This window comes from Streptomyces sp. NPDC056835, from assembly GCF_042789485.1.
GTDB lineage: Bacteria > Actinomycetota > Actinomycetes > Streptomycetales > Streptomycetaceae > Streptomyces.
In genome coordinates this window covers 182,998-204,261 of sequence record NZ_JBHUBB010000008.1, presented here as the reverse complement: position 1 = coordinate 204,261, position 21,264 = coordinate 182,998, and the positions used below count along the sequence as shown (strand labels likewise).

General features: G+C 66.9%; 19 protein-coding genes. 9 read left to right on the top strand and 10 right to left on the bottom strand.

The window, feature by feature from the left end; all coding sequences use genetic code 11:
• Positions 1-35: 35 nt before the first annotated feature.
• The 4 genes from ACFRMN_RS11855 to ACFRMN_RS11840 all read right to left on the bottom strand — a co-directional run bounded on the left by ACFRMN_RS11855 (position 36) and on the right by ACFRMN_RS11840 (position 4,131).
• Positions 36-914: a carbohydrate ABC transporter permease gene (locus tag ACFRMN_RS11855; protein ID WP_383017058.1), complete on the bottom strand. Its 879-nt coding sequence runs from the start codon at positions 912-914 to the stop codon at positions 36-38.
• Positions 911-1,885 (bottom strand): carbohydrate ABC transporter permease, encoded by a 975-nt coding sequence (locus ACFRMN_RS11850; protein WP_383017055.1) that lies wholly within the window; start codon positions 1,883-1,885, stop codon positions 911-913. Before ACFRMN_RS11850 ends, ACFRMN_RS11855 begins: the two co-directional genes overlap by 4 nt.
• Before the next feature lie 5 nt (positions 1,886-1,890).
• A complete protein-coding gene (locus ACFRMN_RS11845) occupies positions 1,891-3,135 on the bottom strand; it encodes a sugar ABC transporter substrate-binding protein (RefSeq protein ID WP_383017052.1) in 1,245 nt (414 codons plus the stop codon).
• A gap of 402 nt (positions 3,136-3,537) precedes the next feature.
• Positions 3,538-4,131 carry a hypothetical protein gene (locus tag ACFRMN_RS11840; RefSeq protein ID WP_383017050.1) on the bottom strand — a complete coding sequence of 198 codons (594 nt, stop codon included), beginning with the start codon at positions 4,129-4,131 and terminating at the stop codon, positions 3,538-3,540.
• A 265-nt stretch (positions 4,132-4,396) separates the two neighbouring features.
• Between ACFRMN_RS11840 and ACFRMN_RS11835 the strand changes: the two genes are divergently transcribed.
• On the top strand, positions 4,397-4,942 hold the full coding sequence (locus tag ACFRMN_RS11835) for a MarR family winged helix-turn-helix transcriptional regulator (RefSeq protein ID WP_383017047.1): 546 nt from the start codon (positions 4,397-4,399) through the stop codon (positions 4,940-4,942).
• Positions 4,943-5,358: 416 nt separating this feature from the next.
• Here the strand turns inward: ACFRMN_RS11835 and ACFRMN_RS11830 are convergent, their stop codons facing one another.
• Positions 5,359-5,904, bottom strand: coding sequence for an SUKH-4 family immunity protein (locus ACFRMN_RS11830; RefSeq protein ID WP_383017043.1), 546 nt, complete (start codon positions 5,902-5,904; stop codon positions 5,359-5,361).
• A 384-nt stretch (positions 5,905-6,288) separates the two neighbouring features.
• On the opposite strand from ACFRMN_RS11830, the gene ACFRMN_RS11825 reads away from it, so the two are divergent.
• From ACFRMN_RS11825 to ACFRMN_RS11810, 4 genes are read left to right on the top strand one after another with little or no spacing between them, the layout of a single operon-like run.
• Positions 6,289-6,675: an SdpI family protein gene (locus ACFRMN_RS11825; RefSeq protein WP_383017040.1), complete on the top strand. Its 387-nt coding sequence runs from the start codon at positions 6,289-6,291 to the stop codon at positions 6,673-6,675.
• 43 nt (positions 6,676-6,718) lie between these two features.
• On the top strand, positions 6,719-7,396 hold the full coding sequence (locus tag ACFRMN_RS11820; protein WP_383017037.1) for a hypothetical protein: 678 nt from the start codon (positions 6,719-6,721) through the stop codon (positions 7,394-7,396).
• A gap of 11 nt (positions 7,397-7,407) precedes the next feature.
• Complete coding sequence (locus ACFRMN_RS11815) at positions 7,408-8,025, top strand: SdpA family antimicrobial peptide system protein (protein ID WP_383017034.1); 618 nt, start codon at positions 7,408-7,410, stop codon at positions 8,023-8,025.
• Positions 8,007-9,005, top strand: a complete 999-nt coding sequence (locus tag ACFRMN_RS11810; protein ID WP_383017031.1) for a sporulation-delaying protein SdpB family protein — start codon at positions 8,007-8,009, stop codon at positions 9,003-9,005. Before ACFRMN_RS11815 ends, ACFRMN_RS11810 begins: the two co-directional genes overlap by 19 nt.
• Positions 9,006-9,068: 63 nt before the next feature.
• On the opposite strand, the gene ACFRMN_RS11805 is transcribed toward ACFRMN_RS11810, so the two are convergent.
• Positions 9,069-10,136 carry a LacI family DNA-binding transcriptional regulator gene (locus tag ACFRMN_RS11805; protein ID WP_383017028.1) on the bottom strand — a complete coding sequence of 356 codons (1,068 nt, stop codon included), beginning with the start codon at positions 10,134-10,136 and terminating at the stop codon, positions 9,069-9,071.
• A 276-nt stretch (positions 10,137-10,412) separates the two neighbouring features.
• Between ACFRMN_RS11805 and ACFRMN_RS11800 the strand changes: the two genes are divergently transcribed.
• Both ACFRMN_RS11800 and ACFRMN_RS11795 read left to right on the top strand, forming a co-directional pair.
• Positions 10,413-10,874, top strand: a complete 462-nt coding sequence (locus ACFRMN_RS11800) for a MarR family winged helix-turn-helix transcriptional regulator (protein ID WP_383017025.1) — start codon at positions 10,413-10,415, stop codon at positions 10,872-10,874.
• Positions 10,875-11,133: 259 nt separating this feature from the next.
• Positions 11,134-11,688 carry an isochorismatase family protein gene (locus ACFRMN_RS11795; RefSeq protein ID WP_383017022.1) on the top strand — a complete coding sequence of 185 codons (555 nt, stop codon included), beginning with the start codon at positions 11,134-11,136 and terminating at the stop codon, positions 11,686-11,688.
• A gap of 116 nt (positions 11,689-11,804) precedes the next feature.
• Here the strand turns inward: ACFRMN_RS11795 and ACFRMN_RS11790 are convergent, their stop codons facing one another.
• From ACFRMN_RS11790 to ACFRMN_RS11775, 4 genes are read right to left on the bottom strand one after another with little or no spacing between them, the layout of a single operon-like run.
• The gene (locus tag ACFRMN_RS11790) at positions 11,805-12,608 is read right to left on the bottom strand and encodes a succinate dehydrogenase/fumarate reductase iron-sulfur subunit (RefSeq protein WP_383017019.1); all 804 of its coding nucleotides are present in this window, start codon (positions 12,606-12,608) and stop codon (positions 11,805-11,807) included.
• The gene (locus ACFRMN_RS11785; protein ID WP_383017016.1) at positions 12,605-14,617 is read right to left on the bottom strand and encodes a fumarate reductase/succinate dehydrogenase flavoprotein subunit; all 2,013 of its coding nucleotides are present in this window, start codon (positions 14,615-14,617) and stop codon (positions 12,605-12,607) included. The genes ACFRMN_RS11790 and ACFRMN_RS11785 overlap by 4 nt, the downstream gene beginning before the upstream one ends.
• A gap of 56 nt (positions 14,618-14,673) precedes the next feature.
• On the bottom strand, positions 14,674-15,513 hold the full coding sequence (locus ACFRMN_RS11780; RefSeq protein ID WP_383017013.1) for a hypothetical protein: 840 nt from the start codon (positions 15,511-15,513) through the stop codon (positions 14,674-14,676).
• Positions 15,514-15,529: 16 nt separating this feature from the next.
• Complete coding sequence (locus ACFRMN_RS11775) at positions 15,530-15,760, bottom strand: hypothetical protein (protein WP_383017010.1); 231 nt, start codon at positions 15,758-15,760, stop codon at positions 15,530-15,532.
• Positions 15,761-16,101: 341 nt separating this feature from the next.
• Between ACFRMN_RS11775 and ACFRMN_RS11770 the strand changes: the two genes are divergently transcribed.
• Positions 16,102-18,564, top strand: a complete 2,463-nt coding sequence (locus tag ACFRMN_RS11770) for an ABC transporter family substrate-binding protein (RefSeq protein WP_383017007.1) — start codon at positions 16,102-16,104, stop codon at positions 18,562-18,564.
• 385 nt (positions 18,565-18,949) lie between these two features.
• Entirely contained in the window at positions 18,950-20,824 is a 1,875-nt protein-coding gene (typA, locus tag ACFRMN_RS11765) for a translational GTPase TypA (RefSeq protein WP_383017004.1), read from the top strand.
• The last annotated feature ends 440 nt before the right edge of the window (positions 20,825-21,264 follow it).

Sequence of the window (21,264 nt, the reverse complement as noted above, 5' to 3'; positions counted from 1 at the left end):
GTGGAAGGTCCGGCGGGCGGCGGAGGGGCGGGCCATTACTTGATGCCGGCCGTGGCGATGCCCTGGGTGAAGTACCGCTGAAGCACGATGAAGACGAGCAGCACCGGCAGGACGATCAGCAACGAGCCGGCCATCAGCATGCCGTTGGAGCCCTCCGACTGATTGGGGTCGGTGGCGAACGTGGCGAGCGCCACCGGGAGCGTGTATTTGTCCGGGTCGTTGGTGGCGATCAGCGGCCAGACGAAGTTGTTCCAGGAGCTCAGGAAGGTGAGGATCGCGAGCGTCGCGAGCGCCGGCTTGACCAGCGGCATCACGATCCGCCAGAAGACGTACCACTCACCGGCGCCGTCCATCCGGGCCGCTTCCAGCAGCTCGTCCGGGATCGACCGCATGAACTGCCGCATCAGGAAGACGCCGAAGGCCCCGGCGGCGAACGGCAGCACCAGACCCGCGTACGAGTCGATCAGCCCCAACGTGCTCATCAGGACGAAGAGCGGCAGCAGCATCAGATTGCCGGGCACCATGAGCGCGCCGAGCACCAGCGCGAACAGCTTGTTCCGGCCGGCGAACCGCAGCCTGGCCAGGGCGTAGCCCAGCATCGAGCAGAACACCAGGTTGGAGACCGTCACCAGCACGGCGACGAGCACGGAGTTGAAGAAGTAGAGCGGCAGGTCGAGCCGGTCGAGCAGGCGCGAGAAGTGCGCCAGGGTCCACTCGGTGGGGAGCCACACCGGCGGGTCGGCCGCCAGTTCGCGGTCGGTCTTGAAGGCGGACAGCGCCATCCACAGGAACGGCGCCGACATGACCAGCACACCGAGCGACAGCAGGACGTACACGCCGGTTTTCCCGCGCCGGCCGGTACGCCCTTTGCGGCGCGGCGCCGCCTGCTGGGTCGAAGTCTCCGCGGCGCTCATTTCGTGTTGTCCTTCAGCAGACGGAGCTGGAGCACCGTAATGCCCATGATGACGACGAAGAGCACATACGCCATGGCGCTCGCGTAGCCCATGTGGAAGAAGTTGAAGCCTTCGCGGTACATGTTCAGCGAGACGGTGAGGGTGCTGTTCGAGGGGCCGCCCTCGGTCATCACGAACGGCTCCTCGAAGACGTTGAGGTAGCCGATGGTGGTGATGACCGTGGCGTACAGCGTCGTCGGCCGCAGCAGCGGCACGGTGATCCGGCGGAACTCCTGCCGGAGACCGGCGCCGTCCAGCCGCGCGGCTTCCCGTACGTCGGTGGGAATGGCCTGGAGACCCGCGATGAACAGCACCATCACCGTGCCGAGATTGCGCCAGACCGCCATCAGGATCAGTGACGGCATGGCCAGCGCTTCGGAGCCGAGGAAGTCGGGGGTGGTGAGGCCGACTTCGGAGGCCAGGCCCGCGATCAGCCCCTCGGACGGATCGAGGACGAACGTCCAGACGACGGCGACGGCGACGATACTGGTCACCACCGGGGCGTAGAAGCCGACCCGGAAGAAGGTCCGCGCCCGGTCGATCCCGCTGTTCAGCAGAACGGCGGCGGCGAGTCCCGCGCCGATGGTGAGCGGTACGCCGATGACCACGAAGTACGCGGTGTTGAACAGCGCCTTCAGGAACTTCTCGTCGCCGAAGAGCTTCGTGTAGTTCTCGAAACCGATGAACTCCGCGGAGAGCGGGTCGGTCACATTGCGCAGCCCGAAGTCGGTGAAGCTCATGGCGAGCGTGGCGACGATCGGGAAGGCCATGAAGACCGTGAAGAGCACCAGGAAGGGGGTGGAGAACAGCCACCCTGCCAGATTCCGCTCTCCCAGGGAGCGCGGCTCACGGCCCTTCGCACCGCTCGTCGGCGAACTGGCCCCGGCCGGTGCCGGGGCGGCGTCCGCGGCGGATTCGGTCGTGGTGGTCATGGCGGCTACTCCACGAGCCCTTCGATTTCGGACTGCGCCTTGTCGGCGGCGTCCTTGGCCGAGGACTTGTTCTGGGTCACCGCGCCGAGGGCCTCGTCGACCTTCGAGGTGATCTCGCTCCACTTGGCCAGGACCGGCGTGCCCTTGGCGGTCTCCATCTGCTCACGGAAGACCTGGAGCCCCGGGTCGTCGGAGAGCTTGCCGGAGTCCCAGGCGCCGGTGTTGGCGGGCAGGTCGCTGGTGCGGGTGAACCAGTCCTTCTGGCCCTCGGTGCCGGTGAGGTACGTGATGAAGTCCGTGGCCGCGGCCTTGTGCGTGCTGTCCTTGGAGACGACCAGGCTGGAGCCGCCCGCCATCGAGACGGAGGCCTTGTCACCGGGGACCTTCGCGACGCCCCACTTGCCCTTGAGGTCGGGGTAGTCGTCATTGATCAGGGTCATGATCCAGGGGCCGGAGAAGAACATCGGCACGTCACCGGAGTTGAAGTCCTTCAGCACCTCGTAGCCGGGCGGGGTGGTCTTCTTGGTGAGCCCCTTGTCGAAGTACGAGGCGTACTCCGTCATGGCCCTGATGGATTCGGGGCTGTTGAAGACCGCCTTGCCGTCCTCGGACACGATCTCGCCGCCGGCCGAGTACAGGAAGGGGTACCAGCTCTGTACGGTGTCCAGACCGCTGGGCTGGAGGTAGAGGCCCCACTTCGTACGGGCCTTGTTCTGGTAGGCGGTGGCGAGCTGCCCCAACTCCTGCCAGTTGGCGGGCGCCTTGCTGACGCCGGCCTTCTCGGCGAGGTCGGTGCGGTAGTAGAGGACGCGGGTGTCGACGTACCAGGGGACGCCGTACACCTCGCCGTCCACCTCTCCCTGCTTCCAGGCGGCGGGGAAGAAGTCGTCCTTCTTGAAGGCGGCGGTGTCGACGGGCTCCAGCACGCCGAGTTCGGCGAACTCGCCCATGTACGTCCCGCCCATCTGCGCGACATCGGGCAGGGTGCCGGCGGCGGCCGCGGAGACCAGCTTCTGGTGCGCGACATCCCAGCTGATGGGGGTGACCTTGACGGTGATGTGCGGGTTGGCCTTCTCGTACACCTTGGCGACGTCCGCGAGCTTCTCGCCCTCGGCGCCCATGGCCCACACGGTGAGCGTCTGCTTCTTGTCGGCGGCGACGCCCTCACCACCCGAGCTTCCGCACGCGGTGAGTCCGAATGCCACCGCGAGTGCGGTGGCGGCAGAGGCGGTTCTGGCGGTGCGGTGCATGGACGGCTCCTCCTTGAGCTCTCCGATGTATGCGCTGCCTGTAAGCGCATACATCACTCTGCCGTCGCGTTTCGGAAAACCGCAAGAGGCGGCTAGGTCACGCTCGTGCAACATGTGCGACATCTGCGCGTGCGACGTCTGCTCACCATCGCCGCGCCTGCCCCGCCGGACGGATTCGACACGTTCTGGCGGGACCGTTACGAGGCGGCCGTCCTGTCTTCAAAGCAGCGCCGTCCGCCCGGAGGACGGGCTCGGCTGTGGGTGACGGAGCGGGTAGCGGGATCCACCCTCCGTGGTAGCTATGGTCGGCCTCATGACTGCGGCTTTCGTTCCCAGTGACGTTCACCATCTCGCTTGCGGCATCTGTCCTTCGCGGGCGCTCCCTGTCGGGCAGTTCGATGTCTACGAGCGGCCAACGGAAGAGTGCCCTTTCAACCCCGACGACGGGCACCGGTACGCAGCGGACGGCACCCCGGTCTGTGTCCACCCGGATAAGGCCGGGCTCCCGCCAGGGCTGTACAAGAGCGGGTAGCGTTCGGGCGGTGTGCCCCACGCGTGGACGTAGGCGGTGTGCGTGTAGTCGCCGGTGGTGTGGTCGTGGTGCTCTTTGTCGGTCTGGTGGATGACTGCGATACCGACACGTCCCGCGATGCGTGCGAGCAACTGGGGTTGCGCGATCATGGCGTGCATCATCTCGTCCACCGGTACGGCAATCGGGATTTCCGTCATGGTCTCGTCCTGGCCGCCGAGTTCGTAGACAGCGGCTTTGAGGGCGAGGGCCCGAAGTCCCTCGGTCAGTAGCGGGCGCTTGTCGGCGCCCAGGTCCCAGTTACTGATGACCGGGAATCCGGTAAAGCACGTCCATGCTTCGTCGTACTTGAGCGCGGCGGCGCTGAACGCGCTGAACTCCGGGTCCCGCGAAAGGGCCGTCATGATCTCTCGGGCTCGCTCCGCCACCGTTTCGGGGGCAGGGCGGTTATCGGTGGTGGTGTTCACGTTGCACACTCCTTTTTGGGGTTGTGTGCTGTGATGACCCCGCCCTGGTGGTTGGCGACTGTCCGAGGGCCGCTGTACGTCGTGCTCCACCAGGGCGGGGGTTTCACCCGTCCCTGCCGGGGGTTGGTGGTGGCACCTCGGCAGGTGTCAACGGACAGCGGGCTGTCCGGGTGAGCGGACATCTCAGATCCTTGTGTGCGGACAGTTGACCTCCCTGTCCGGTACGTCTATCCGTCCCTCGGATGGGGGATATAGCGTCGCCATCATGAGACCCCTGACTGACACCGCCACCGACCAGGCGCCGGCTGATCCGGCTGCCACTGACGACATGCTGGCCACTCAGCCCATCGGATACTGGAGTGGCCTCGCGCAGGCGGCCGTCACTCGGCAGCTGCGTGACGCTATGGCCAGGATCGACGTCACGCAGCCGCAGTACTGGGTGCTCAACCGGGTGAACGGTGGGGCCGCGGCGCCGAGCCGCGAGGAGGTCGTCATCCAGCTGACGCCCCTCGCGGACGGGCCGCACGAGATCGCTCGTGTCATCGACCAGCTGCTCCACCGCGGCTGGCTCAGGATCGACACCGGGCAGCGCCTGCAGCTCACCGATGCCGGGGAGGCTGCCAGGGTGCGGCTGCGCGAGCTGGTGACCGAGCTGCGCGGTGTGGTCCACGAGGGCATCAGCGACGAAGAGTACGTAGCCGCGCTCAAGGTGCTGCGCAGGATGGTCGCCAACGTCGAGGGCAGCAAAGCCTCCTGGCCAGGTTCTTCCTCTCGGCCGGCCGGCGAACCCGTCAGCGCAGACACGTTCTAACCCGGCTGGTTCAGCGGGACGACGCCCTGGCCGGTGGTGGCCTGGGTCAGTCGCAGGCTGGAGCCTTCGCCGCTCGTCCTCGAAGCGTTGGCCCGGAGACTTCACCGCCCGGTGACGTTCAGTGAGTCAGGCTTCCCCCCCCCCGTCGCCCAACCAGATGAAACAACCCGCCAGTACCTTGGAGGGGTTGATCGATCTGGGAAGGCAAGACATGGACCCGTCCCGCCGGACTGTTCTCGGCGCGGGGCTTTTCTCTGTGGCGCTCGCCATCCCCGGCTGGCCTGATGTTGTAGGTCGGCTGGAGGCCATTAGAGCTGATCCACAGATGCGTATCGGGCAATCGGAAGTCCAAGCTGTTTCTGCAATGACTGATCGTCTTGCAGCCAGCGATGAAATCGGGCTCCGCGATCGGGTCACTACGCGGACCATGACTCCTCCAGGATTTCTTCGATGATCCGCGTCCACTCGGATTCCTCGGCCGCAAAAGGGATCGGATCGAAGGAGTTGATCTTCGCTGCAAACTGGGTGTTTAGTTGATCGAGGTCTGCACCTGAGCGACAGGCGTCCGTGAACTCCCGAAAAGCGAGAAGAGTGTGGACGAGCGACTCCACATCCCGATGGAGTTGCACATACGCGTCAAGAGGATCCCCTTCCGGGAACGCGTACACCTTCCCGTCCGTCGGGTCCAGCGCGATGACCATGTATGAGAACCAGCCCAGTTCAAGCCAGTTCTCGCACTGCGAGGGAAGTTCCTCATCACGATGCGCATATTTTTCCGAGAGCAGGATCGGCGCACCCTCCGCTCGTGTCATGAATTGCTCATCGTGCGGCAATCCGACAGAACTCAGAAAACTCACCGTCTCCTCATGGAGGTGCGCACCGGTTTCGTAACGCGGAAAATAAACGACGCCGGTGATTCCGTATCGGCGAATCAGCTCTTCGGGCGTGATTGCGTGATGCATAGCCATACCTTACCTATTTGGCCTCGAATTAGCGACCACGGGCGATCTTCGGATCGGCGATGAACACATCGCCAGGCACTGTCCGAAAACCGACGGGGAGTGGGTGCACCCGCTGTCGCACTTGGAACCATTCCGTCCGCAACTGGGGAGGGCGCCAACCACTTACAACACGCCATACGGGTACGGGTGGTGGCTTGAAACAACCTTTAGGTGCCCAAGGTGTCCACGTTACGGTTGTGGCATTGCGCCCTACACGGGGTTTGGGCGTATGCAGAGTGAATGGGGGGCGGCCTGGCGTATTGGCAGGTGACTTGATCCCTGTTGGTGGGTGGAGGGCGTCTCCAAAAGGGAAACGATGACGTCTACGTTCTTGGAGGACGAGCAATGGATCCGGTCGCGGGATTGGTTTTCGGCGTAGGGCTGATTGCGCTGGGCGTGATGATTCATTACGTGAAGAACCAAGTTGCGAGCGGAAGCATCCAGCGCAACTCCGCGATTGGAATTCGAACCAAGGCGACGATGTCATCGGACAGTGCATGGCAGGCAGGACATGCCTCGGCGGCTCCGATGCTGACGGTGACTTTCCTGACCGCCTACGCCGTGGGGGCGGCTTCTTTGGCAATCAGCTTGACGTTGACGCTGAGCGATGCCAAGAATCCGGCTGTCATCATCGTCCCGATGGCTGGAATCATAGTGGTTCTCACGCTCCTCACCACAGCAGCGATCAAGGCGAATTCGGCTGCACGCGCAGTCGGTCATTCGGATGGATAGTTCAGCTCACGCTGAGCTGCATCACGTGTTAGGGGAGGACAGTGTGAAGTTCAGATCGAGAAATATAGTTGCCGCGATAGCGGCCGGCTCCATTCTTGTGGCGGGCGGCTTTACTGCCCAAAGTGCCTTTGCTGACGACGGCCGCGGAGCTTCCGCGCCGGGCAAGGCGCAGCTCAAGGTGGCGGCACAGGACACCGTCAAGTACAGCGACGCGGAGCTTCTTCAGCTGCTGCTCGCCGCCCAGGGGCCGATCGCGGATGCGCACCCCGAGCTGAAGCGGATGCTCGGGTTCAACCCCGATAAGCCTCACACCAATGAAGAGGCGCTGAACCAGATCATCGGGGAGTACCTGGCTGCCCACCCCGGGTTCCACCAGGACGTGGCGGTTCCGTTCCATTCCGGCGACCCTGTGCGCGTTGACGCGGCTCTCCGTGACTTCTCGATCTCCTTCAACAAGTGGATCAAGGAGACCGCCGAGCCGGCGAACGACGGCAAGGCGCAGGCGCAGGCGAGCGGCTGGTTCTACATGGGCGCGTACGTGGCCATCTACGTGAACGCCGTAGGTGCCGCCAACGCCGTCGTGTACACGAACGCCGGCGTTGCCACCAACGCCCTCGCGACCGTCGTGGTTGTCACCTGGTATCTGGAGGATGGCAGCCCGACCGGCTCGGGTATCGAGCGCGACGCGTTCGTCGACGCCCTGACCTCCGCGCTGACGTGAGTCGCGGCCCGGTGACCACCGAGCAGAACACTGACGAGCGGACCGCCGAGGGGAGCGACCTTGAGTCGATTCGCTCAGTATCAGGTCTGGTCTCTGCTGCGGGCGGCATCCTCGTGGTCGGAGTTCTGCTGGCCGGATCGATCTTCTTCTCACTTCCGAGCAACGTACTCTCCACGCGCGACGGAGGTGATCTTCGGTCGCTCTCAGCGAGGTTTTTGCCCCAGAGCTGGGCGTTCTTTACGAAACCTCCGAGCGATCCTGAGTTCGTTCCTTACGTCGTGTCTGACGATGGTGTCGCCTATGCGGCGCGACTGCCGAACTCGCGCTCGGACAATCTCTATGGGTTAACGCGACGACAGCGTGCGCAAGGCCCGGAGGTTGCCAGTATGGCGAACCAGGTGCAGGCGTGGAAAGACTGCGAGGAGATAGAGGGAGATTGTCCAGCGGTGGTTGCCGGGTCCTCGGTTCCTACCTCTGTCACGAACTCGTCGCCGGTCCCAACTCTTTGTGGGCGATTGGTGCTTGTGGAGTCGAGGCCCATTCCGTGGAAGTTTCGCGAAAAATATGAGGGATGGCGCCTCGACAAGAAGGCTGCTCTTGTGGAGGCGAAGTGTTCGCGAAGCGATTAGCTGTGCTGATGGAGCGGTCTGTCCGGCGCTTTCCTGCCGAGTCCCGGGCGCTCGGGATGGGCAGGTCAATGATCGCACTTGCGCAAGCGTCGATCTTGATCTTCACGCCGGCATCTTATCTTTTCGTTCCGGTGGGTGGGGCTGAGATCGAGGTTGACTGTTCGACCCCGGTCCAGGCCGTTTCGGTGTATTGCCTGGCGGGCTCTGCGGATCGTCAGCTCCTCAATCTCCTCGTTCTGGCCTTGCTTCTGATTGTCGCGAGCGGGATTCTTCCCCGGTACACGACGGTGTTGCACTTCTGGGCGTCTCTCTCCATCGGCCAGTCGATATCGCTACCTGACGGCGGCGATGCTGTTGCGCAGGTTGTCACCTTCTTCCTTCTTCTGGCTTGCGCCAATGACAAGCGGAGGTGGCATTGGCAGAAGTCCAATAGCGAAGAGGGGAAGGGGTCGATCTGGCAGGGTCTCGCTTGGGCCGGCTGGTGGGGTGTGCGACTCCAAGTCGCATACATCTATCTCAATAGTGCCCTGGCGAAATTGCCCGTTGATCAGTGGGCGGAAGGCAGTGCGACTTACTATGTCGCACGTATGGAGAACTTCGGGGCCGCCGGCCTGTTCGCCGACCTGTTTCGCTGGGCAACGGGTATCACTCTTATCGCTCTTCTGTCCGCCTGGGGGACAATTTTCGCGGAAGGCTTGATCGCGTTTTTCTTGTTGCGGCGCGGGTCCTGGCAGGCGGTGGCTGCGACTATAAGCGCATCCCTTCACGTTCTGATCATCCTGCAGATCGGGATCATCTCCTTCGGATTCATTATGGTGGGAGCGGTAATCTGCGCGGCGTCCCGGGGCATCGATTCGAGTGCCCCGCGATGGAAAAGCCTGCTCTCGCGCACCCGGAGTTCCACTCGGGGCAGTCACTCGTCCGTGCCGACGGATCCTGAGCCGGCCGGCAAGACCGACGCGGTGACGCTCGGGGCGTAGGGCGAACCGAGTCGCGAGTCGATGTCCGGCTACTCGGCCACCACCACGATGAGCCCCCGCGCGTCAGCCGCAGCCGCAGCTCGCCCGGCGGGCCACCGAGACCGGGAGCATCAGGGACACCGGTTCGCGGGTCGGTTCCGTGAGTCGCTGTACGAGCAGTTCCACCGCCTCCTCGCCGAGCCGGCGGATCGGCTGGCGTACGGTCGTCAGCGCCGGTCGCACCATGCGGCTCAGCGGGATCCCGTCGAAGCCGGCGACCGCGATGTCCTCGGGTACCCGTACCCCGCGCCGCTCCAGTGCGTGGAGCGCGCCGATCGACATCTGGTCGTTGGCGAAGAGCATCGCCTGCGGGCGGCCACCGTCCCGGTCGGCGCGGTCGAGCAGCGTTTCGGCGGCTCGTTCTCCCTCGGCCTGCGTCATCATCACGGCGCGCAGATCGGGTTCGTCCGGCACCGGCAGTCCGGCCTCGGCGCAGGCGTCCCTGAACCCCCGGAACCGCGCCTCCGCGTCCGGTGAGTCCTTCTCGCCGCCGACGAAGACGAGCCTGCGCAAGCCGTGATCGCGGATCAGATGGCGGGTCAGTTCCCTTTCACCGTCGGAGTTGGCCACCTCGATGTGGTCGAGATGGTCGATCTCGCGCGGCCCGGCCAGCATCACCACCGGCAGTCGGCGCGAAATGACCTCAAGGTCCTCGGTGGGGACGGTCCGCGCCAGTACGGCGAATCCGTCGACCCGCCCCGCGACCTTCGCCACCAGTGACTCCGGCCCGCCCTTCAGGGACGCCGCGATCAGCAGCGCGTAGCCGTGCCGCCGCGAGGCCCGCTCCATGCCCCGGATGATCTGGTCCGAGTAGAGCATCACCGCGGAGTCGTCATACGCGTCGACCGCCTCGGCATCCGTCTCGGCGTCCGGATCGGAGTAGTCGTTGAAGCAGAGCCCGAGTACGCCGGTGGTCCTGCTGGCCAGACCGCGCGCGTTTCCGCTGGGTACGTAACCGAGCGCGCGCGCCGCTTCCAGTACCCGGTCGCGGGTCTGGACGCGTACGGAATCGGGGTTCCGGTAGACCCGCGAGACCGTAGCGATGGAGACGCCCGACCGCTCGGCGACGTCGTACACCGTGGGGGCACTCACCCGACCGACCGTCCCCTTCTTCTCTTCGGTGATATCCGCTGATGTTCGGTGCTGTTCGGTGCTATTCGGTGCTGAACCCGCTGTTCCCTCGCCGCTTCCGCCGCCAACCCGACCTCGGCGACGCGTACGCGTGGATGCGTGTGTCATGAAAGCGCATTCACCCTAGGCGCCGTGCGGTCCGGTGAGCAAGGCGGCCCCTCCGGGCCCGGGTCAGGATCCGGTCAAGAACGACAGGCAAACTTCCAAGGTTTCCTGCCCATCTCCTACGGTGGACGGATGTACGAGGAGTCCGAGCGGCCCGGAGACCCGACACCGGAGCAGGTAGCCGCCGATCTCACCGCTGTGGTCGGCAGACTGATGCGACGGCTGCGCACGACCTCACCGGACACCGGGCTCACGCCCTCCCAGCGCTCGGTGCTGGCACTGCTGGACGGCGAAGGGCCGTCGACCACGGCCGCGCTGGCCCGCGCGGAGTACGTACGTCCGCAGTCCATGCGGCTGACGCTCGGCGCCCTGGAGGATCAGGGCATGGTCGCGCGGACGCCCGATCCCGACGACGGGCGGCAGTCCGTCGTCTCGGTCACCGACACCGGCCGCCGCACGCTCGTCGCGGTCCGCGCGGCCAAGCAGGGCTGGCTCTCCGACGCGATCGCGGGCGAACTGGACGGCGCGGAGCGCCGGACTCTGGCCGAGGCCGCGGTCCTGCTGGAGCGGCTGGTGGCCGGTGGAGCGGAGTGAGTGACACGGAGCCGCGCGGGACGGAAGCGGGCACGCGCGGCGTATCCGCGGGCCAGGCGCATGCCCCACCCGGGAGCATGCCCCGCCCGGGAGCATCGGGCCCGCGGCCGGGCTCCGGCGCACCGCCCGGCGCACCGCCCGGGACACCGGCGCCAAAGCGGCCTCACCTCGGATCGGCCTCACCTCTGATCGGCGTCACCGACCGGGCGCCACACGTACACCGATAACCGCCCCACTCCGCACCGCGAGGAGCACCACCATGACCGTCACCACCCTCGACCCCAAGACTGCCCTGGTCGTCGTCGACCTCCAGAAGGGCATCGCCTCCCTGCCCACCGTCCCCCACCCGGCCGCCGACGTCGTGGCGCGCTCCGTCGAGCTCGCCGCCGCCTTCCGCGCCAGGGGCCTGCCCGTCGTGTTCGTACGAGTCACCGGCGGCGCCCCCGGCCGTACCGAGGGTCCCGCGCGCGGCGGGCAGCCGGCCGCCGACTGGGCCGACCTCCTGCCCGAACTGGGCGTCCAGGACAGCGACATCGTGGTCATCAAGCAGCAGTGGGGCGCCTTCTACGGCACCGATCTCGACCTCCAGCTGCGCCGCCGGGGCGTCACCCAGGTCGTGGTGACCGGTATCGCCACCAGCATCGGCGCCGAGTCCACCGCCCGCGCCGCGCACGAGCACGGTTACCACGTCACCGTCGCCGTCGACGCGGTCGCCGACATGGACGAGGGCGCGCACCGCAACAGCGTCGAGAAGATCTTTCCCAGGCTCGGCGAGACCGGCACCACCGAGGCGATCGTGAAGCTCCTCGGCTGACGCACCACCGCTGACGTACCACAGCCGGGAGGGGCCCGGAATGATGGGCCCCTCCCGTATCCGCGCGGCTAAGAGGTCCGCATTCACGCGGCTAAGAGGTCCGCGCGGCCTCTAAATCACTCGCCGCGCCGCCGGATCTTGTTGCCCAGCCACACCAGCGGGTCGTACTTCCGGTCCACGGCCCGTTCCTTGAGAGGAATCAGCGCGTTGTCGGTGATCTTGATGTTCTCCGGGCACACTTCCGTACAGCATTTGGTGATGTTGCAGTAGCCGAGGCCGTGCTCGTCCTGGGCGGTCTTCTTCCGGTCGAGCCCCGATTCCTCCGCCGCGTCCAGCGGATGCATGTCCAGCTCGGCCACCCGCATCAGGAAGCGCGGCCCGGCGAACGCGGTCTTGTTCTCCTCGTGGTCGCGCACCACATGGCAGGTGTCCTGGCACAGGAAGCACTCGATGCACTTACGGAACTCCTGCGAGCGGTCCACATCCACCTGCCGCATCCGGTACTCACCGGCGGCGACCCCCGGCGGCGGCACGAACGCCGGCACCTCCCGCGCCTTCGCGTAATTGAAGGACACGTCCGTCACCAGATCCCGGATCACCGGGAAGGCCCGCAGTGGGGTGATCGTGATCGTCTCCTCGCGCGAGAAGACGGACATCCGGGTCATGCACATCAGCCTCGGCCGGCCATTGATCTCCGCGCTGCACGAACCGCACTTGCCCGCCTTGCAGTTCCAGCGCACCGCCAGATCCGCCGCCTGGGTCGCCTGGAGCCGGTGGATGATGTCGAGGACCACCTCACCGTCGTTCACCTCGACGGCGAAGTCCTTCAGCTCACCGCCGTCGGCGTCGCCCCGCCAGACCCGGAACTTCGCCTCGTATGCGGTCGACGCGCTCGCGCTCGTACCCGTACTCGCACTCACTCGTGAAGCTCCTCTTCGGCGAGGTACTTGACCAGCTCTTCCTTGTCGAACAGGGCGAGCAGGTCTGGACGTATGGGCTCGGTCGTCCGGCGCGTCAGCGCGATCCGGCCGGCCGTGGGATCGGTGGCCGCGCTCTCCTGCGTACCGGCGAGCCGGCAGTACAGATTGACCCGGCGCCAGTCGGGGGCCATGCCGGGCCAGTCCTCCCGGGTGTGGCCGCCCCGGCTCTCGGTACGTTCCAGGGCCGCCCGTGCGACGCACTCGCTGACCAGCAGCATGTTCCGCAGGTCGAGCGCGAGGTGCCAGCCGGGGTTGAACTGGCGGTGGCCCTCGACCCCGGCCCGGCCCGCCCGTACGCGCAGCTCGGCCAGCTTCTCCAGCGCCTGCTCCATCTCCGTCTCGCGCCGGATGATGCCGACCAGGTCGTTCATCGTCTGCTGGAGCTCTTGATGGAGGGTGTACGGATTCTCCGCGGGCCGGCCACCGGGACCGCCCGCGCCACCGGGACCGCCCGCGTCACCGGGACCGCCCGCGTCACCCCGCGACGTCTCACCCGCGCTGAACGGGCGCAGCGCCTCGGCCGCCGCCGCGTCGATCTGCCCCTCGTCCAGGGCCGGGCGTACGTCGAGCCCGGCCGCGTACGCGGCGGCGTGCAGCCCCGCCCGCCGGCCGAAGACCAGCAGATCGGAGAGGGAGTTCCCGCCGAGCCGGTTGGAACCGTGCATTCCGCCCGCGACCTCGCCCGCCGCGTACAGCCCGGCGACCCCGGGCGCGGCGGCGGTCTCCGAGTCGACGGCGATCCCGCCCATCACGTAGTGACAGGTGGGGCCGACCTCCATCGCCTCCGCCGTGATGTCGACATCCGCCAGTTCCTTGAACTGGTGGTACATCGAAGGCAGCCGGCGCCGGACCACCTCGGCGGGCATCCGCGTCGAGACATCGAGGAAGACACCGCCGTGCGGAGAGCCGCGGCCCGCCTTGACCTCGGAGTTGATGGCGCGGGCCACTTCGTCGCGGGGGAGGAGTTCGGGGGGACGGCGGTTGTGGTCCGGGTCCTCGTACCAGCGGTCGCCCTCGTCCTCCGACTCCGCGTACTTCTCCTTGAAGACATCCGGGATGTAGTCGAACATGAACCGCTTGCCCTCGGAATTGCGCAGCACCCCGCCGTCGCCGCGTACCGATTCGGTGACCAGGATGCCCTTGACCGAGGGCGGCCAGACCATTCCGGTCGGGTGGAACTGCACGAACTCCATATTGAGGAGCGGAGCGCCCGCGAGCAGCGCCAGCGCGTGGCCGTCGCCGGTGTACTCCCAGGAGTTCGAGGTCACCTTGAAGGACTTGCCGATGCCGCCCGTGGCGAGTACGACGGACGGGGCCTCCAGCACGAAGAAGCGGCCGGATTCCCGCTCGTAACAGAAGACGCCCGCGACCCGGCCGCCGTCGTCCGCGCCGCCGTCCCCCGGGCCGCCCTCCTTGAGGATCCGGGTGACCGTGCACTCCTGGTAGACCTTGATCCGCGCCTCGTAGTCCCCGTACTCGCGGAAGTCCTCCTGCTGCAACGCGACGATCTTCTGCTGGAGCGTGCGGATGAGCTCCAGCCCCGTACGGTCACCGACATGGGCGAGGCGCGGGTACTCATGCCCGCCGAAGTTGCGCTGGGAGATCTTTCCGTCGGGTGTACGGTCGAACAGCGCGCCCCAGGTCTCCAGCTCCCAGACGCGGTCCGGCGCCTCCTGGGCGTGCAGCTCCGCCATCCGCCACTGGTTGAGGAACTTCCCGCCGCGCAGGGTGTCGCGGAAGTGCACCCGCCAGTTGTCGCCGGAGTTCACATTGCCCATGGAGGCGGCGATCCCGCCCTCGGCCATCACCGTATGGGCCTTGCCGAAGAGGGACTTGCAGATGACGGCGGTACGAGCGCCCCGCTCGCGCGCCTCGATGGCAGCGCGCAGGCCCGCACCTCCCGCACCCACCACCACGACGTCCCACTGCCGGCGTTCGAGTTGCGTCATATCGGATGGCTCTCCCTAAAAAGAGGCGCGGATCGTCAGAAGAGGCTCGGCGAGGCTCAGAAGAGGCGGGGGTCGTCGAAGGCTCCTGTGGCCAGCAGGTACACGTAGAAGTCGCAGAGGGCGACGCTGATCAACGAGGCCCACGCGAGCTGCATATGGCGGTTGTTGAGCTTCCCGGCCCAGCCCCACAGCCGGTAGCGCACCGGATGCTTCGAGAAGTGCCGCAGCCGGCCGCCGATGATGTGCCGGCAGGAGTGGCAGGAGAGCGTGTACGCCCAGATCAGCACAGTATTGGCGAGGAAGATCAGCGAGCCCAGACCCATATGGCCCCAGGCGTACTCCTCGTCCCGGAACGTGAGCACGGCGTCGTACGTGAGGATGCCGGCGACCGGCACGGCCGCGTAGAAGAAGTACCGGTGGATGTTCTGCAGGATCAGCGGGAAGCGGGTCTCGCCGGTGTACTTCGCGTGGGGCTCGGCGACGGCGCAGGCGGGCGGCGAGGCCCAGAAGCCGCGGTAATACGCCTTGCGGTAGTAGTAGCAGGTCAGCCGGAAGCCCAGCGGGAAGATCAGGATCAGCAGCGCGGGGGACAGGCCCCACCAGCTGCCGAAGATCTCCCAGTTGGGGCCGCCGCGCATCGGCGCGCAGTTCTCCGCCAGACAGGGCGAGTAGAACGGCGAGACATACGGCGCCGCGTAGTAGTCGCTGTTCGCGAACGCCCGCCAGGTCGAGTACACGATGAAGGCGAACAGTCCGGCGGCGGTCATGGCGGGCGCCAGCCACCAGCGGTCCGTCCGCAGATGGCGGGGCGCGATGGCGGCGCGCGAGGCGCCGTGCACGCCCGTACCGCCGGATACGCCCGTACTGACAGCCGGAGGTTCGGTACCGGTGGCCAACGAGGACTCCTGACTGCTAGGGAGCTCGCCGGTCGCGTACGCCCAGGCCCTCGTCGTCCGAGTCCGTCCACAGCGCGCTGTCGTACGGAGTGTCGGGGATGGTCACCAGGTCTTCGACGCGACCGGCCGGCTGGGGTCGGGACTCGTTCTCTCGCAGGAGCGCGAGATTCTGCTCCAACCGTCCGACCGTCCGGACCAGGTCGTCCAGGCATCGCTTGACCGCTGTCAGATCGTCTTGCAGGGACATGAGTTGCCCTCACTTCCACGGTGTCGGGTGGCATGCGGGGATCGCGAGGGTCACCCCTCGGACGGCTCTCTTGTGCGCCTGACTGTGTTCCGTGCGCCTGCGAGTGTTCCGCGTCACATCCCCTGTTGTGAAGCGGTAGGTCACTAGTTTCTGCCGAGCCGGTCCGTCCCGGGACCGCTTTGAGCCAAGAGCCGGGGCCGGGCGCGTTGGGCCGCTCGGGTGGGTTTGGCGGCACGTAACGCCGTGTCTGCGCCGCCGCTGACTCGCGGTCCCCTTCAGTGAGTGGGCAAATAGGTGTGATCATCTCTAAATTCCACAAACAGGACGAAGAGGTACAAGCCATGTCCCACGTCGGCGCCCCACGCGGGAGGACATGCTCCCGAACGCTCCGCTCCCGAACTCTCCGCTCCGTCGCGCTTCTCACCACCGGTGTGCTCGCCCTGTCCGCGTGCACCTCGGAGGAGGACGGGAGCGAGCCCTCGGCCGCCGCCGCCCCGGACATCTCGGCCGTGAAGCGTGACGGGGTCGCGCAGGGCGGCACCATGCACTGGGCGGTCGACACCATGCCCGCGACACTCAACAGCTACCAGGCCGACGCGGACGCGGCCACGAGCCGGATCGCCGGTGCCGTACTGCCCGCCCTCTTCACACTCGACAAAAGCGGCAGGCCCCAGCGGAACCCCGACTATCTGGAAACCGCCAAGATCGTCGAGCGCGAGCCCAAGCAGGTCGTGCTCTACAAGCTCAACCAGCAGGCGGTGTGGAGCAACGGCCGGGAGATCGGGGCACCGGACTTCGTGGCGCAGTGGCGTGCGCTGCGCGGCAAGGACTCCGCGTACTGGACGGCACGCAACGCCGGGTACGAGCGGATCGAGAAGATCGAGCGCGGTGCCAACAACCTTGAGGTCAAGGTCACCTTCAACAAGCCGTACGCCGACTGGGAGTCGCTGTTCAGCCCGCTCTACCCCAAGGACGTGATGGGGACGCCCAACGCGTTCAACGACGGTGCCAGGAAGAACCTGAAGGTGACGGCAGGGCCCTTCACCGTCAAGAAGGTGGACAGCAAGGCCAAGGAGACCACGCTCGCCCGTAACCCCCACTGGTGGGGAGAGCCCGCCAAGCTCGACCAGCTGATCATGCGCACGGTGCCCAGAGGTGAGAGCGCGGCGGCGCTCGCGGCCCGCAAGGTCGACATCGTCGAGATCGACAGCAGCGTGGTGAAGCGCATGGCCCTGGCGGAGAAGGACGCCGAGTCCGGCGGCGGACAGCCGCTCACCCACGGTCCTGGCGTCAACGTCACCCCGGGCTCCGCGCTCCGGTCCTGGGCGCTGGTCAACGGCTCCGACGAGGAGCGGGCCGAGGAGGCGATGGAGGCGCGCAAGCGGAAGGCCGAGTCCATCGTGCGGTACGCGCGGGAGCAGAAGGGACTGCGCGGCTGGGAGGTCCGCAAGTCGCTGGAGCCCGCGTTCACGCAGCTCGCGCTGAACGGCGAGTCGGGACCGCTCGCGGATGAGCGGGTACGGCGGGCGGTGGCCCGCGCGATCAACCGCCAGGAGCTGGCCGACACGGTGCTCAAGCCGCTCGGACTGCCCGCGAATCCGCCCGGTAGCCATCTGGCGCTGATGGGCCAGAAGGCGTACGCGGACAGCAGCGAGGCGCTTGGCAAGCAGGACACCCTTGAGGCGCAGGCTCTGCTGGCCGACGCCGGCTGGACGCCGGACGGTGCCAAGAAGAAGGTGACCGCCAAGGCCGGCAGCAAGGCCCAGAAGAAGCCCGTGGAGGGCGAGGAGGGCGACGAGGAGCTGACCGAGGAAGAGGCGGAGGCGGCGGCCGAGGCGGCGGCCCAGGCGAAGCGGCCCGACGCCAAGACCGAAGAGGCCGAGAAGAAGAAGGCCGAGGAGCAGAAGCGGAAGTACGAGGAGAAGGCCGCGGCCGAGGAGAAGAAGAAGGGCGACAAGAACGACGACAAGGACGCGGCCCGCGACGTCCCCTCCGACGAGGGCCTGTACATCGTCGGCGACAACAAGCCCGGCAGGACGGCCCCCCGCCCCGAGTCCGCCACGCATGTCCTCGCCCCCGCGTCCGTCGCCCGCATCCAGGGCGTCGCGCTGCTCCGGCAGGCCGACGCCGTGGACGACTCCGACAAGAAGCCGGGTGGTGTGGCGGGCGCCTACGCCCCGCGTGGCACGGCCGCTCCCTCCCCGTCCCCCTCCGTCGCGACCGTCCCGAGCGGCCCGCTCGGGAAGGACGGAAAGCAGCTCAGCCTGCGCTTCGTACTGCCCGCGGGCGCGGGCGCCGAGTCGCTGCGCTCCGTCGGTGAGCGGATCTCGCGGATGCTCCGGCGCATCGGTGTCGGTACGGAGATCAGCAAGGTCGCGGACGAGGAGTACTTCAAGGACCACGTCGCCTCGGGCCACTACGACCTGGCCCTCTACTCCTGGCCGGCCAGCGCCTTCCCGGCGACCGACGGCCGGCCGATCTACGCCAAGCCCGTGCCCGCCAGCGACGGTTCGCTGCTGGTGGAGCAGAACTACACCCGCGTCGGTACGGACCACATCGACCAGCTCTTCGCCAGCGCCGCCGCCGAGCTGAACGAGGGCAAGTCCCGCGATCTGGTCAGGCAGGCCGACGCCCGCATCTGGGCCGCGGCCGGATCCATCCCCCTCTACCAGCGCCCGCAGCTGGTCGCGGTGAAGCCGACGGTCGTGAACGCGGGAGCCTTCGGCTTCCAGACCCCCCGCTACCAGGACATCGGATTCAAGGAGGGCGGGGCCGCCGGCCCGGACACCAAGAAGAAGAAGTAGCGAAGAACCGGCGACAAAAGCGGCAACGGAAGCGTACATCCGGCGAAGACCGAGAGAAGAAAAAACGGTCCTGTTTCCGAAATCGCAGGTCAGAGCCTGCTCGGAAGCTCAGAGTCCCATCAATTCGCTTGCCCGCCGGCCCCCCCCGGCGGGCAAGCTCGTTTCTGCCCTGACCCGGGCAGCTCCGCACCCTCCCGCGCATCCCCAGGCGCCCCCGCACAGCCCCAGCACAGCCCCCGCACACCGTGATTTCGGCCTCTCCGATCGGGCTGGGAAGCCCGCGACGCCTCGGCCCCGTACCATGGGACTAGCCGTGGCGTGTCCGCCCGGCGGGCGTACGAGGAAACAACGCCGCATCCCACGATCGAGAGAAGCGCCAGCCAGCATGCCCACGCGCCACGACATCCGTAACGTCGCCATCGTCGCCCACGTCGACCATGGCAAGACCACTCTGGTCGACGCCATGCTGAAGCAGGCCGGAGCCTTCGCCGCGCACGCCGCCGAGCACCTCGACGACCGGATGATGGACTCGAACGACCTGGAGCGTGAGAAGGGCATCACGATCCTGGCCAAGAACACGGCCGTGAAGTACCACCCGAAGACGGGTGGCGACCCCATCACGATCAACATCATCGACACCCCCGGCCACGCCGACTTCGGCGGCGAGGTCGAGCGCGGACTGTCGATGGTCGACGCCGTCGTGCTCCTCGTCGACGCCTCGGAAGGCCCGCTTCCGCAGACCCGCTTCGTGCTCCGCAAGGCGCTCCAGGCGAAGATGCCGGTCATCCTCTGCATCAACAAGACGGACCGCCCGGACTCCCGGATCGCCGAGGTCGTCGACGAGACGTACGACCTCTTCCTGGACCTGGACGCGACCGAGGAGCAGATCGAGTTCCCGATCGTCTACGCCTGCGCGCGGGACGGCGTCGCCTCGCTGACCAAGCCGGAGGACGGTACGGTCCCGGCCGACAGCGACAGCCTGGAGCCGTTCTTCAGCACGATCCTGTCGCACGTACCGGCTCCGGAGTACGACGAGGAGGCGCCGCTCCAGGCGCACGTCACCAACCTGGACGCCGACAACTTCCTCGGCCGTATCGCGCTGTGCCGCGTCGAGCAGGGTGAGCTGAAGAAGGGCCAGACCGTCACCTGGATCAAGCGTGACGGTACGAAGTCCAACGTCCGTATCACCGAGCTGCTGATGACCGAGGCTCTTACCCGCAAGCCGGCCGAGAAGGCCGGTCCTGGCGACATCTGCGCCATCGCCGGTATCCCGGACATCATGATCGGCGAGACCCTGGCCGACCCGGAGAACCCGATCGCGCTGCCGCTGATCACGGTCGACGAGCCCGCGATCTCGATGACCATCGGTACGAACACCTCGCCGCTGGTCGGCAAGGGCGGCAAGGGCCACAAGGTCACCGCCCGCCAGGTCAAGGACCGTCTCGACCGCGAGCTGATCGGTAACGTCTCGCTCCGTGTCCTGGACACCGAGCGCCCCGACGCCTGGGAGGTCCAGGGCCGCGGCGAGCTGGCGCTGGCGATCCTCGTCGAGCAGATGCGGCGTGAGGGCTTCGAACTGACCGTCGGCAAGCCCGAGGTGGTCACCAAGCAGGTCGACGGCAAGACGCACGAGCCGATCGAGCGCATGACGATCGACTCCCCCGAGGAGCACCTCGGCGCCATCACGCAGCTGATGGCGACGCGCAAGGGCCGTATGGAGACCATGACCAACCACGGCTCGGGCTGGATCCGCATGGAGTGGATCGTTCCGTCACGTGGACTCATCGGCTTCCGTACGGAGTTCCTGACCCAGACGCGTGGTACGGGCATCGCCCACTCGATCTTCGAGGGCCACGAGCCGTGGTTCGGCGAGCTGCGCACCCGCCACAACGGCTCGCTGGTGGCGGACCGTTCGGGCTCGGTGACGCCGTTCGCGATGGTCAACCTCCAGGAGCGCGGTGTCATCTTCACCGAGGCCGGCACCGAGGTCTACGAGGGCATGATCGTCGGTGAGAACTCGCGCGCCGACGACATGGACGTGAACATCACCAAGGAGAAGAAGCTCACCAACATGCGCGCCGCCTCCGCGGACACCACGGAGAACGTGGTGCCGGCGCGGAAGCTCTCCCTGGAGCAGTCCCTGGAGTTCTGCCGCGACGACGAGTGCATCGAGGTCACCCCGGAGACGGTCCGGATCCGCAAGGTCGTCCTGGACCAGAAGCAGCGCGGCCGTACCGCCTCGCGCGCGAAGCACGCCTGAGGCGACGGGCGCACGCCTGACGCGACGGGGGCGGGCGTACGGCGCCTGCCGCCCGGACAGTACGACGGCCCGGCCACCGCGGATGCGCGGCGGCCGGGCCGTCGCCCGTTCCGTATCCGTTCCGCGTCCGTTCCGTGTGCGAGGGCAGCGGGGCGGAATCGGAATGGCATCGGAAACCGGACGGAATCACGCGGCTCTGGAGCGTGACGATTCCGATGACTTCGCGGCGGCTTGACGTCAAGTTCGTTTTTGTGGGCAGCGTCCGATTATCGGCGGGTGGTCACCGGATGGTGTGTTAACGGTCCGTTTCGCGGGTGTCTGCCTGGGCTAACTTTGTCCGGATTTCGGGCGGACGGGGGGTGTCGATGTTGCCAAAACGAGACCCTTTAAGTGTGGTTTACGGCCCGGTCGTACTTAATAGTTGGCCATTGAGCTCGGGT